Here is a 13,625-nt window from a genome sequence, read left to right as displayed (position 1 = left end):
GCACGCGGGTCTTCCATGGTTTGGCAGTAATCTCTCAGTCAGGATTCCAGCGGTGGCCGTGGCATGCAGGCCTTGTACCGGCCGGGTTCGGCATGACAACCCACAGATACAAGGGAGTAACCCGAGTGACGGAATTGATGAACGCCCGGCCGGATAGCGTCCGTTCTGCACGCGACCTGTTCGGCATCGACAGCGATCTGGAAGTGCCGATATTCACGGAACGTGGCGACTATGTGCCGGAGATCGATTCCGCCTATCGTTTCAATCCCGACGTTACGCTGGCGATACTCGCAGGATTCATGCGTAACCGTCGGGTGATGGTTCAGGGGCTGCACGGCACCGGCAAGTCAACACATATCGAGCAGGTAGCGGCACGGCTAAACTGGCCTTGCGTGCGGGTCAATCTGGACGGTCATATCAGCCGTCTGGATCTGGTCGGCAAGGATACGATCGTGATTCGCGATGGACGCCAGGTCACTGAATTCCAGGAGGGCATTGTGCCCTGGTCTTTGCAGCGACCGGTGGCCTTGATCTTCGATGAATACGATGCAGGCCGACCGGACGTGATGTTCGTGATCCAGCGTATTCTCGAACGAGAAGGCAATTTCACACTGCTGGACCAGAATCGGGTGATTCAGCCGCATTCGCATTTTCGTCTGTTTGCCACCGCGAATACCGTGGGGCTGGGCAATCTCAGTGGCATATACCACGGGTCGCAGGTCCTCAATCACGCACAGCTCGACCGCTGGAACATCGTAGCCAAGCTCGACTACCTGCCGCGCGAAGAAGAGATGAAGATCGTGCTCGCCCGCGTGCCGGGGAAGGATCACGAGCGGGGCCGGCGTTTGATCGACGCCATGGTCAGTGTCGCCGATCTTACCCGCAAGGGGTTCGCCGTCGGCGACCTGTCGACGCTTATGTCGCCGCGCACGGTCATCACATGGGCCGAGAACTGCGAGATATTCCGCGACCCCGCCACTGCCTTCCGGCTGTCGTTTCTCAACAAGTGCGACGACGCCGAGCAGCCCTTGGTGGCCGAATATTACCAGCGCTGCTTCGACGAGGAACTGGACGAATCCTACGTACACGAAGGCAGCGAGTCCGCGGGTAGCAGCACGAGCTGATGTCCACAACGCAACAGCTGCTGCGCCGCCAGCAACGCATCGAGGCCTTGTGCGCTGCCTCGCTGCGTGCGCTCACGGGTGACCGGCGTCTGCACTACCGGAGTCATCGCCTGCACCGCGATGCGCGCGTGCTGGCCGTGCACGCGCCGCATTTGCGGCTGGCCGACGACAGAGTCGACTTCGAGTCCTATCGCGGCGTGGCCGATGCCGTCGCGCTACGCTTGCTGTATTCCGATGACCTTCTGCACCGCAGCCTGTGCCCCGAATCATCCATTGCGCGACTGATCTTCGAACTGCTGGAGCAACTGCGCGTCGAGGCGAAGGTGCCTGCGGGGCTGCCCGGCATGCGACACAATCTGGCGACTCGTTTCGTTGATTGGTCGCATACTTTTCACCGGTCCGGATTCACCGAAGGCGAGGTCGGTTGCTTCGTTTACGTGGTAGCGCAGATGTGTCGCGAGCGACTGACCGGCGAGCCGTTCCTCGAGGAAACCGAGGTTATTGTCGAGACGTTGCGCGGTGAACTGGCGCCCGAACTCGGTCATGCACTGGCGGCCTTGAAACGCCATCGCCACGATCAGGCCGCCTTCGCCGAACCGGCCCTTGAGATCGCACACTTCGTGGCCGGGCATGTAGCCCGTCAGCGCGAGGCGCAAGGCGTCGACACATCGGAACCGGACGAAGAGGGGCGTGGCTTTGAACTGCTGCTGGATTTCACGGATGAGGATAGCGAGGCCGTGGAAACGGTGGTATCCGGCCGAAGCCGGGTCTTCAATGAGACCGGCCAGCAGTATCGGATTTTCACCACCGCCTACGATCAGCAGCAATCTGCCGAGGATGTGGTCCGCGCCGCCCAGTTGATGGAGTTTCGTGAGCGTCTGGATCGCGGCGTGCGTGAGCTTGATGTGAATATGCGACGGCTGGCACGCCTTTTCTCCGCTACGCTCGCGGTGCCCGAGCGCGACGGCTGGCAGTTCGGTGAAGAGGAAGGCTATATCGACGGCCGTCGCCTGGCTCAGGTCGTCAGTTCGCCTGCCGAGAGACGCGTGTTTCGCATCGAGCGTCACGTGCCCCGGGTGCATTGTCAGGTCAGTTTTCTCATCGACTGTTCCGGCTCCATGAAGGCCCACGGCGAGTTCGTAGCTCTGCTCATCGACGTACTTGCGCGGGCGCTGGAAATAGCTGGCGCTGCGACTGAGATACTCGGCTTTACCACTAGTGCCTGGAGTGGTGGGCGTGCGCAGCAGACCTGGATGCGTGCCGGCCGGCCAGCGCACCCGGGCCGCCTCAATGAAGTGCGTTATCTCGTGTTCAAGGATGCCGAGCGGCGGTGGCGAACGGCTCGCCGTGGTATCGGTGCACTGCTGCGACCGGATTTGTATCGTGAGGGCGTCGATGGCGAGGCCGTGAGCTGGGCCTGCGAGCGCATGGTCGGGCGCGAGGATCGGCGTCGTATCCTGGTCGTGATCTCCGACGGTTGTCCGAGCGACAGCGCGACCGATCTCGCCAACGACCGCTTCTATCTCGACAATCACCTGAAAGATGTCGTCGATCAGCGCGAGCGTCAGGGCGAAATCGCGATCCGCGGGCTCGGTGTGGGGCTCGATCTAAGTTCCTATTATCGCGACAGCCTCGTCGTTGACCCGGACGCGCCGCTGAATACCGAGATTCTGCTGGAGATCGTCGAGCTCATCGTGGGCGCTCGGCCACGGCGCTAGCAGCATCGGGACGAGCTATAACGTCAGCAACTGCGTGCCGATCAGCTCGCTGCCGATACCGAGCAGCACTGCGCAGGTGAGCCAGCGCATTGCTCGGGTAGACAACGGCGGCGGACAGTGGCGCCCGAGCCATGTCGTCACCGCAATCACGGGCACCGCGCTGGCCGTCAATACAAGAATCTGTGTATCGATTGCGCCCTGAAGGGCAACCAAAAGGGTGCGTACGGTGGCGGTGAGCGAGAATATGACGGTCAGCATGTTGCGTATCGCTGTAAGCGGCAACGGTTGCCGATAGAACTGATAGATCAGAGGTGGCCCGGGGATACCGAACAGGCCGCCGCAGAGTCCGGACACTACGCCGCTGACGACAAAGCCGGAGCATCCGGAAGGCGTGTCCTGTTGCACCGGCGTACGAAGCAGGCTGAAGGCGCCGTAGATGATGAGCAGCCCGAGGGCGACGTGCAGTAGCCTGGATAGGCGGCTGTCGAGATATTCGAGCAGTACGATGCCCACGAGTGTCGCTGGCACGACGCCGAGCGCGGTGCTGGTTACCAGAGGCCAGTGAATGTGGCCAAATCGGCCGGGCAGGGCGACCGCGCTGTTAACCAGTAGCAGGAGTCCCACGATAGTCGCGGTTGCAGCGACTGGCACGATATCGAGTCCGCTGGTGACTCCGATCAGGATCATACCCAGCCCGTAGCCGGTCACCGTCTGAAAGTAGCCGGCAACGGCTGCGACCACAAGAAACGGCAACAGGATCTCGGAGTTCAATTCGCTTGGTCGGGTTGCAAATCTGCTAGGGCGCGTCTTGACTCGCGGCCTGAGCCTGTACTGCCGTGACCGCGATGACGTAATACACGTCCTCGGCGCTGCAACCCCGCGATAGATCATTAGCCGGCTTATTCAGCCCCTGCAACAAAGGACCGATCGCCTTCGCTCCGCCCATGCGTTCGGCGAGCTTATAGCCGATATTGCCGGCTTCGAGGCTGGGAAAGACGAGCACGTTGGCTTTGCCGCCGACCCGCGAGTCGGGCAGTTTGCGCTGCGCGATCTCAGGCACGATTGCAGAGTCGAGTTGTACGTCTTCGTCGATCGCTAGTTCCGGCCGCGTGGCATGTACACGGCGAGCGGCATCGATCACTCGATCCACAGTCGCGTGTCGCGCACTCTGATGGGTGGAAAACGAAAGCATGGCGACACGCGGTATGTCGTTCAGCAATGCCCGGCCACTGTCAGCGGCAGCCAGGGCGATCGTTGCCAACTGCTCGGCGTCGGGTTCAATCACCAACCCGCAGTCGGAAAAGATCAATCCGCCCTTGATGCGATGATATGGCTCGCAGAACACCATCAGAAAGAAGCTGGAAACCATGCTCATCCCGGGCCGCACACCCAGCAACTGGATAGCACTGCGCACGACATCGCTGGTCGTGTGCACGGCGCCGGCAACAGAGCCGTCTGCATGGCCGGTGCGCACGAGAAGGTTTGCAAACGTCAGAGGGTTGTAGGTCTCGTGTTCGGCCTGCGTTTCGGTCATTCCTTTCGCCCCGCGTAGCTCGAACAGGGCGTGTGCAAGCTCAGTGGTTAGCGGCGACTCGCTCGGATCGACGATATCGATGTTAGCCAGCGAATGACCGGCGTCCGAGGCGGCGCCGTTGATAGCGACCTGATCGCCGACGAGCGTAATCCGGGCGACGCCGCATTCCGCTGCGCGAACGGCGGCATCCATTATGCGGGGATCATCGCCCTCACACAGGACGATGCGTTTGGGGGTGGCCTTGGCCCGTTCGATGATTTGATCTAGCACCTTCATCCTGGCGTTCTCCCAAGGTGGCGTCGGCGGCGCGGCCTGAGAATCGGGCTCTGTGTCGTCGATGAGCGCAGGCATCCCATCTAACAGCGCGTAGCAAAGCGAGACTATCCAGGCCACCATGCACGGTGGGTGGATGGCCGTTCCCGCTCTTCAACGTCCAACCGCAATCTTGAAATTGAAAGATGATTCCCGGCGATCCGGTATTTTGCGGTTCGGTCATTTCATACCAACATTTCTTCATAACAGTAGGTCTTGTCTTTGCGCATGGATAGGTCCAAAGCGCAGGCCCATGTCGGGCCAGATCAACCGTTCGTAGCGCCGGCCCTGGAGCCAAACGAGGAAGCGTTTTGGCTCTATTGGCAGCGTGGTGCGATTGCTAGTTTTCCTGAACAAGCGTTGTTGATGATGATATGCCGACGGGAAATGAATTCTGTGCGGCCACACAGCACACAGCACGCAACACGAATGAGCTCGAACTTCAATTGACGTGTCGCAAGGCCGACGATCCAAGTCACCATCGATTGTGGGTCCACGCCGCGGGAAAGAGCATGCCGATCTGTTTGTGAGGACATACCGGTTGTGTCTCGCGAATGGTAGGGCCTGCGATTCGTGCTTGGATTGGCTAAGCGATCGCTAGCGGAGTGACGAGAATGCATCCGGAGGCCGGCTAGCCAATCGGCGTAACGCGGCTACGGACGCTGAGCGAGCCAGGGCGCGAGGGATGATTTCCTGCCGGTTCCGGAGCCGGTGTGCCAGAGACACGTAGGGGTTGGAAAATGACTTGGTATCTGTCCTATATCGTCGTTTATTTCGTGTTCATGTTCGCGATGGGTTTTTACTTTTTCACTAAAGTAAAAACATCGGACGCCTATCTGATCGCGGGCTGGAATGTAGGGTTCTGGCCGATCGTAGGCACGATCATCAGCACAAACTGCGGGGCTGCGGTATTTATCGGCTGGGTCGGCATGGGTTTTCAGGTCGGCCTGTCGGGTTTTTTCAAGTTTGCATTGCCGGCATCGATCTTTGGACTGATCCTGATCGTATTCTTTGCGAAGCCACTCAGGAGGCAGCGTCTTTACACCATAGCCGACCTGTTCAGCGAAAGATTCGGGGGGAGTGCCGGGCTCCTTCCTTCGATCCTTTCTGCGATTATTTATTCCGTGCCGACGACCGCCCTGCAGATGGTTGGCATGTCCACTGTTTTTCAGCTGACGCTCGGCATGGACGCCATGTCCGGGATCACGCTGTCATTCGTGCTCATCCTCGGGTTCACCATCCTCGGCGGGCTACCGGCGACGATCATCACCGATGCCATTCAGGCGGTTATATTGATCGTGGGCATCACGATTCTATTCATTGCGAGTCTGTTCTACGGTGGCGGGATCGGTCAGATTCTCGCCAATACGCCTCCGGAATACCTATCGCCGGCCGGGCCCAATGGTATCGGCGACGTCTTGTTATTCGCGCTTTCCGTGGGACCGTTCTATCTGATCTGGCAATCGACTTGGCAACGTATTTTTGCGTCCAGGACCGAACAGATTGCTCAAGGGGCAGGTATTGCCGGCATCGTGCTGGTCATGATCATCGCCGTACTGCCGTATTCCATCGGCCTTATCGCAAAAACCTATGTGCCGGCGGACATCAGGCCGGATCTGGTCTTTTCCTATGTCACCACAGATCTGCTGCCGCCGGCACTCGGCGGTATTGTCTTGGTCGGCCTGCTGGCCGCGCTGATGACCGGTGCGGACTCATTCATTCTGCAAGGTAGTTCGAATCTCACCCGCGACATCTACTATCGACTCCTGAATCCACGCGCGAGCGAAAAGAGTCTCATGTTCATGTCGCGATTCACGGTCGTGATCATTTCTGCCCTGGCGGTACTTGTCGCGTACAAGGTGACCGATATCATCACGCTGTATCAGTGGGCGCTGAGACTGTCGGCCACGATCATGGTGTTTCCGTTCCTGGCCGTGATGTTCTGGAAGAGAGCGACGAAAGCCGGCGCTCTGACGAGCATGACGCTGGCCGGACTCGCCACCCTGAGTTGGCCGTATCTGGGCATTACGCTCAATCAAACGGTCTTTGGCTTCACCGTGTCGCTGATCAGTCTCGTAGCGGTCAGCCTGGCGACGAAGCACTCTTCCAACGAGCAGGTCAGGGCGGTCTACTGGGACGACCTGGATTCTGCAGCAGATAACCATGACGAGCGTACTTTAGCGCGCAGCCAATCCTTGTCCGGGTGAAATCAACCAGATAGAGGAGCCCATCCAACCATGTCTGTTGAAATGTTCTGTAAAGGTATCCCGCGGCCGGGCCAGGTCGCGTCATGTCGTGGCTTGAGATCGTGAGCTGTACGGTCTTCTCGGCCCGGCGCATCGTGACCATGAATCCGTCGCAGCCGCAGGCGACCCATGTGGCGGTGCGCGACGGCCGTATTCTCGGAGTCGGTACGCTGGCCTCCCTCGATCTGGGCGACGACTATGTCCTGGACGATCGTTTTGCCGACCGGGTGATGATGCCCGGTTTCGTCGAAGGGCACAGCCACGCTCTTGAAGGCGTGCTTTGGGAATACTGCCATGTGGGCTATTTTGACCGCATGGATCCCGATGGCACCGTCTGGTCGGGTCTCACGACGGTCGCAGCGGTACAGGAACGGTTGAAAACGTATCGCGTCGGCCTGGGTGAAGCCGTTCCCTTGGTGGCCTGGGGATTTGATCCGATCTATTTTTCCGAACGCCGATTGACGCGCTTCGATCTGGATCGAATCGACCGCGAACGCCCGATCGTCGTTCTTCACGCCAGTCTCCACATGATGACCGTGAATACAGCCATGCTGGAACGATCGGGGCTGGACAGGCAGACGGATATCGAAGGCATTCTCCTCGGCGACGACGGCACCCCCAACGGCGAGTTGCGGGAAATGGCTGCGATGTACGGCGTTTTCGATGCCTTGGAAATGGATATCTTCGCGCAAGGCAGTGGGGTCAAGGCGTTAGAACGCTATGCGCGTATGGCGCGGCGCACTGGCGTTACCACGCTCACCGATCTCTATAACCCGCTCAGCGACAAGGGTCTGGAAACCATGCAGCGGGTCACGCGCGATGCATCGGTGCCGATGCGGCTGGTGCCGGCACTGAGTGCTCTGACGTACGCGGCCGATGAAGGCGTCGAGCGAGTGCTCCGCTGCCGCGAGCGCAATCATGCAAAACTGCATTGCGGACTCGTCAAACTGATGACGGATGGCTCTATTCAGGGGTATACCGCGCGCATCAAGTGGCCCGGCTACCACGACGGTTCGCCGAACGGTCTGTGGAACGCGGCTCCCGAGACGTTGATCGACCTCGTGCATCGCTATCACCAGGCCGGGCTGCAGCTGCATATTCATACCAATGGCGACGAAGCGGTCGAACTGATGCTCGATGCGATCGAGTCCGCGCTCGAACTCTGGCCACGACCGGATCACCGGCATGTGCTCCAGCATTGCCAGATCATCGATCATGCCCAGATGCGGCGTGCACAACGCCTGGGCATCGGCCTCAACATGTTCGCCAATCATATCTACTACTGGGGCGATATCCATTTCGAACGCACGCTGGGCGCCGAACGCTGCCAGCGACTGGAGCCGCTCGCGTCTGCGGACCGGCTGGGGATCCCGATCGCGGCGCATTGCGATGCGCCGGTGACGCCACTGTCGCCGCTGTTCACCGCCTGGTGTACGGTGGCGCGGCGCACGCCGTCGGGACGTGTGCTCGGACAGCATGAAGGCCTGTCTGTGGAACGCGCCTTGCGGCTGATCACCCTGGATGCGGCCTGGACGCTACGGCTGGACGACTGCGTCGGCAGTCTCGAGATCGGCAAGTTTGCCGATATGGCCGTTCTGGAAGAAGATCCCTACGACGTCGGTGTCGACGCGCTGCCCGATATCAAGGTAGTGGCGACGATTGTGGGAGGCGACGTATTCTGCAATGAGTGAGCAGGTGCCGGTTGTCCTCGTAACCGGGTATCTGGGCGCCGGCAAGACCACTTGGATCAATGATCGGATAGGCCAGGGTCTTACGCCAGGTGCGTTGATACTCGTCAACGACTTCGGCGCGATAAATATCGATGCGGATCTGATTGCTTATCGCGATGATCGTGTGATCCGACTCAGCAATGGGTGTATCTGTTGCTCGCTGGGTGAGTCGCTCGCGGTGCAGCTGACTGAAATCAACCGCTGGCAACCCGCGCCCTCCATCGTCTATATCGAAGCCAGCGGTGTCGCCCAACCGCAACGAATCATCGACCTGATTACTGTGTCGAGACAATATCGAATGCAGGAGTCGGTCGGACTGGTCGATGCCGCTTCGGTGATGGACACGCTCACAGACAGTCGGGTTGGCGCTCTGGTATCCGAACAGATTGCGACGGTCGATACGCTGTTCGTGAATAGGTTGTCCGGACTTCAGTCTGACCAGCAAGTCGCGGCGAGGCAGCTACTGGCCGATATCAATCCGGGCGCCGCCATCGTTACAACGTCCGGTTCATCCGATTCGTCGGCGACTCCGCCGCGTATATCGATCGATCGAATTCCGGCCCTCACCGGAGATTCCGGTGAGGGGGAACTGCGCTGGCAACGTTTTGCCGTGACGCTTCAAGAGCCGGTCTGTTGCGCGGAGCTCGAGAAGACGCTCATGCGCTATGCGGATGTGCTGGCACGAGCGAAAGGTTTTGTGAATGACGCCGATTGGCGCAGCGTCGTGTTCCAGTGGGGCGGGAGCAAGGCGGCTTGGATGCTTACGTCGCGAAAGGTGGGTTCGAGCCAACTGGTAGGTATTGGCTTTGACGGCCCCCGTTTTGACGCGCTGATTCAAGAACTGCAGAAGCTTTGAGTCATTTAGGCGAGGGGTCTGTCCGGCCCGTTAGCAAGCGTGGATGACGGCAGGGACTTCTAAATGGATCCCGATGTCAGACTGAACCGCGCGAGCTTGTATTGCATCAGGACTGCGGCGCCGCAGAAAACCACGCTGGGAAGATTGGCTTACGTCAGAACTCGGTGCGCGACGATTTTCTCTGTGGATTGGCGCCATCAGCCGATCCGAAACGGTCATTCATCACGCCTGGGAATCGGATCTTGAGATCTTTAAGTGCCGGGGATCAAACGATGATAACCGGGCAGGGTACGGTGTCCGCTGCCCGGTTACCGGATTGCTGTTCGTCCCTACGGTGAACTAGACAAAGTCCTTGTATTTGTCGAGCAGTCGAGTCGGCTTCTTGAGTGCATCCTTGCGGAAGGGGTCGCCCAGTTCGCGGGTGCACATGATCTCGAGGACGCAGGTCTTGCCCTCGGTCATCTGCATGTCGATGGCCTTTTTCAGAGCCGGCCCTACGTCCTCAAGCTTGTCGACGGTGATGCCTTCCGCGCCCATGGCACGGCCGATCTCGGCAAAACTCTGATTATCGAGCTCGCCGGCTACAAAACGGCGACCGTAGAAGTCGACCTGATTCTTCTTCTCTGCGCCCCACTGGCGATTGTGGAAGACCACTGCGGTGACTGGAATGTTGTGGCGCACGCAGGTCATCGTTTCCATCAGGCTCATACCCCAGGCGCCGTCGCCGGCGTAGGAGATGGCTGGACGCTCCGGCGCCGCGGTCTTGGCACCGATTATGGCCGGGAACGCATATCCGCAATTGCCGAAGCTCATGGCCGCGAAGAAACTGCGCGGCTTTTCGAAGCGCAGATAGCTGTTGGCCACAGAGTTGATGTTGCCAATATCGGTGGAGACCATCACGTCCTCCGGCATGGCTTTTTCCAGTTCGCGCAGAACCTGGCGCGGGTGCAGATACTCACCGCCCGAGAACGGCTTCTCCTTGGAGTTTTCGTCAATAATGTCGAGGCTGTAGTCATCGCGCTCGTGAGTCCACTCGTCGAGCTCTTTCTCCCAGGCTTCCTTTTCGCTGTTGACCGTATCCAGTCGCTTGTCCTTGTTGGCATCACAAGCTAGGTCGCGGCCGACCAGGCGTTCAGTGAGCGCCTCGGCCGCGTCCTTGGCGTCTGCACAGATACCAAGCGAGATCTTCTTGGTCAGGCCGAGCATCTTGTTATCGGCATCAATCTGGATGATCTTGGCATTTTCCGGCCAGTATTCGAGGCCGTGCTGTGGAAGAGTACCAAACGGATTCAGGCGAGACCCGAGGGCGAGTACCAGATCCGCCTGCGCCATCAGCTTCATGGCCGCCTTCGATCCTTGATAACCGAGTGGGCCGCACCAGAGAGGGTGGCTTGCCGGGAAGGAATCGTTATGCAGATAGCTGTTGACCACCGGCGCGTTGAGTCGCTCAGCCAGGGCCTTGCAGGCGTCCACGCCGTCCGCCATTACGACGCCGCCTCCGGAAATGATGATCGGGAACTCGGCCTTGGCGAGCATATCGGCGGCCTCATCGAGGCTGCGCGTGCCGCCGGGACCCCGTTCGACCCGGATCGGCTGTGGTATCTCAACGTCGATTTCGCCGTAGAAATAGTCGCGCGGAATATTGAGCTGGGTGGGCCCCATTTCGGAGATCGCGCGATCGAAACAGCGAGCCGTGAATTCGGCCATTCGAGCCGGGTTGGTGACGTGACCCTGGTATTTGGTGAATTCTTCGAACATCGGCAGCTGGTTGGCCTCCTGGAAGCCGCCCAGGCCTATACCCATGGTGCCCGTCTGCGGGGTAACGATGACCACCGGACTGTGCGCCCAATAGGCCGCGGCGATGCCGGTGACGCAGTTGCTGATGCCCGGGCCATTCTGGCCGATGACCAGACCGTGGCGACCGGATACGCGCGAATAGCCGTCGGCCATGTGCGCAGCGCCCTGTTCGTGCACCACCGGAATCAGGCGGATCCCCGCCGGGGCGAAGATGTCCATGGCGTCCATGAAGGCCGAGCCCATGATGCCGAACATGTCGGTCACGTCGTTGGCGACCATTGTTTCGACAAATGCTTCAGACGGCGTCATTTTTTGTACGCCACTGGCTACGTTACGATTCGTTTTCACGGCTTGATTGCTCATTGCGTCTCCTCCTCGGGAACTGATTTCGCTCTGATTACCGACGTAACCAGCCGACAATTGGGCATGACTAAAAACGTGCCCGTACATTAAAACAATAGCGCCAACGTAAAACCTAATTACAATCGGCGACTAGAAGTAGGTCCAATACGACAGGCCCTTTGGGACCAGCGTTCGGCCCCTGTCTCGGTCGGGTGCCGCGACGCGGCCATTTCGGGATGCAGACAACCGCGTGACACGGCGCTAACCGGCGCCCACAAGCGTCGCGCTGCTGCGGTCTGCGCTGCGGGTGTCAGGCAACCGATAGGGTTCGGGATCCACGATTGGTAAACGATCGAGCAGTTGGTCGACCAGTAGGCGCGTGGCGGCAGGGGCCAGCACCAGGCCGTTGCGATAGTGCCCGGCGTTGATGAACAGATTATCGATGCCGGGCGCCGGCCCTATGAAAGGAACCCCGTCCGGTGCGCCCGGGCGCAGCCCTGCCCATTGCCGTTCTATTTCACAGTCGGCCAGTGCCGGCACCATGTCGAGTGCGCTCTTGAGGAGTGCATTCCGGGCATTCTCGGTAATGGTCTTGTCGAATCCGGCCTCTTCGAGCGTGGAACCGATCAGCAGCCGACCATCTGCACGCGGAATAAGATAACGTCCATTCATCAGCACCACGCGTTCAACGAGCATTCGGCTTTTCATGGGCGGGGTTTTGAACAGCATCATCTGCCCTTTTACCGGGCGCACGGGCAGATCGATACCGACCGTTGTGAGTATCTGGCCGGTCCAGGCGCCACCGCACAAAATCGTCCGGTCGGCACCGAATGTCCCGTGCGAGGTGTCCACGCCAAGGAGTCTGCCCCTTGTACAACGCAGTGCCTGGACCTCGACGCCCTCCCGCAGTTCGACCTGATCAAGAGACAAAAGGCGGGCCCGGAGTGCTCGGCACAGCCGTGGGTTCCGGATGCTGCCCAATGTTGGCATCCAGAGGCCTTCGACAAAGCCGTCCGCCAGATACGGTTCCTTGACGTACAGGACATCGGCTCCGACACGTTCCAGCGGTTTGCCCATACGCTGCGACCAGGCCTGCGCCTGAGACTCGCCCTTGACGCCGAGGTAGAGCAGCCCCATTTGTCGATACTCGGGATCGATGCCGGTTTCGTCCGCCAATCGCTTGGCCAAGGCAGGGTAATAACCCTCCGCCCAATGTGACAGTCGTGAGACGGGCTCGCTATAGCGCCACGGATAGAGCGGCGAGACGATACCTCCGCCAGCCCAAGAGGCCTCGCGACCGCACTCGCCGCGTTCGATGAGCGTCACATGGTGTCCGGCTTCGGCCAGTTGCCAGGCAGTCATCATGCCGATGACGCCGCCGCCTATGATCAGAAAATCCGTAGTACGCATCATGTCCTCGTCATGAATTGGCATGCAAAACAGCTAGGGCAGCGAAGACGATATCGTCAACGGCCTATGATCGACATTGCTTCCCTTTGCATATGAACGAAGTGATTTGCAAGAGAGACCCTGGGTTATTGCAAACGCCTGTTTTTAAAAAAGTGTTACTTGGCGTTGGAGGAGGTCGCCGGTCATCTCGTGTGGGTTGCTAATGCCATCCAAAGGAAAGTAACCACACGCCCGGCGTGTGGGTAGGTCCAATGAAACTATTTATATTGGACCAATACGCCGTTGGCGATTCACGGGCGGCGCGCTACCAACTAACCGGTTTACAAGGCTGAAAAGCTGGTGTTAACTGGCCACGAATGACAAGTGGTTCGGGCGAGTTAAAAAAATAAGTTTATCCGTTCTTATTCGGAATATTAATGAACTAGGTGTAAAAGTCATGAGTGCTCTACCTAAAGATCTGGCGGTGTCCGCGCGTCTTGCCGACGAAATGCGCGAACCGTTTCCGAATTCGTCCAAGATCTACGTCACCGGTTCCCGGCCCGATATCCGCGTGCCG

At 59.3% G+C, this 13,625-nt stretch carries 9 protein-coding genes; 5 read left to right on the top strand and 4 right to left on the bottom strand.

Annotated elements, in window-relative coordinates:
• Positions 1–137: 137 nt before the first annotated feature.
• Together ACFOSU_RS12350 and ACFOSU_RS12345 are read left to right on the top strand one after the other, a co-directional pair.
• Positions 138–1,124 (top strand): AAA family ATPase, encoded by a 987-nt coding sequence (locus tag ACFOSU_RS12350; protein WP_380690176.1) that lies wholly within the window; start codon positions 138–140, stop codon positions 1,122–1,124.
• Complete coding sequence (locus ACFOSU_RS12345; RefSeq protein WP_380690050.1) at positions 1,124–2,842, top strand: cobaltochelatase CobT-related protein; 1,719 nt, start codon at positions 1,124–1,126, stop codon at positions 2,840–2,842. Before ACFOSU_RS12350 ends, ACFOSU_RS12345 begins: the two co-directional genes overlap by 1 nt.
• A 15-nt stretch (positions 2,843–2,857) precedes the next feature.
• Here ACFOSU_RS12345 and ACFOSU_RS12340 read toward each other — a convergent pair whose 3' ends face one another.
• Both ACFOSU_RS12340 and pta read right to left on the bottom strand, forming a co-directional pair.
• Positions 2,858–3,613, bottom strand: a complete 756-nt coding sequence (locus ACFOSU_RS12340; RefSeq protein WP_380690048.1) for a sulfite exporter TauE/SafE family protein — start codon at positions 3,611–3,613, stop codon at positions 2,858–2,860.
• Positions 3,614–3,638: 25 nt separating this feature from the next.
• Positions 3,639–4,652 carry a phosphate acetyltransferase gene (gene pta, locus ACFOSU_RS12335; RefSeq protein WP_380690174.1) on the bottom strand — a complete coding sequence of 338 codons (1,014 nt, stop codon included), beginning with the start codon at positions 4,650–4,652 and terminating at the stop codon, positions 3,639–3,641.
• Positions 4,653–5,428: 776 nt separating this feature from the next.
• Between pta and ACFOSU_RS12330 the strand changes: the two genes are divergently transcribed.
• From ACFOSU_RS12330 to ACFOSU_RS12320, 3 genes are all read left to right on the top strand, one after another.
• Entirely contained in the window at positions 5,429–6,895 is a 1,467-nt protein-coding gene (locus tag ACFOSU_RS12330) for a sodium:solute symporter family protein (RefSeq protein WP_380690046.1), read from the top strand.
• A gap of 83 nt (positions 6,896–6,978) precedes the next feature.
• Positions 6,979–8,625, top strand: coding sequence for an amidohydrolase (locus ACFOSU_RS12325; protein WP_380690044.1), 1,647 nt, complete (start codon positions 6,979–6,981; stop codon positions 8,623–8,625).
• Positions 8,618–9,520, top strand: a complete 903-nt coding sequence (locus ACFOSU_RS12320; protein WP_380690042.1) for a CobW family GTP-binding protein — start codon at positions 8,618–8,620, stop codon at positions 9,518–9,520. The genes ACFOSU_RS12325 and ACFOSU_RS12320 overlap by 8 nt, the downstream gene beginning before the upstream one ends.
• Positions 9,521–9,859: 339 nt before the next feature.
• Here ACFOSU_RS12320 and xsc read toward each other — a convergent pair whose 3' ends face one another.
• Positions 9,860–11,680, bottom strand: coding sequence for a sulfoacetaldehyde acetyltransferase (gene xsc, locus ACFOSU_RS12315; RefSeq protein ID WP_380690040.1), 1,821 nt, complete (start codon positions 11,678–11,680; stop codon positions 9,860–9,862).
• 240 nt (positions 11,681–11,920) lie between these two features.
• Complete coding sequence (gene thiO / locus ACFOSU_RS12310; protein WP_380690038.1) at positions 11,921–13,093, bottom strand: glycine oxidase ThiO; 1,173 nt, start codon at positions 13,091–13,093, stop codon at positions 11,921–11,923.
• Positions 13,094–13,625: the final 532 nt, after the last annotated feature.

This window comes from Salinisphaera aquimarina, assembly GCF_042643355.1.
GTDB classification, from domain to species: Bacteria; Pseudomonadota; Gammaproteobacteria; order Nevskiales; family Salinisphaeraceae; genus Salinisphaera; species Salinisphaera aquimarina.
Note: the sequence above shows the minus strand (reverse complement) of the source record. Positions and strands in the feature narration are given on the sequence as shown.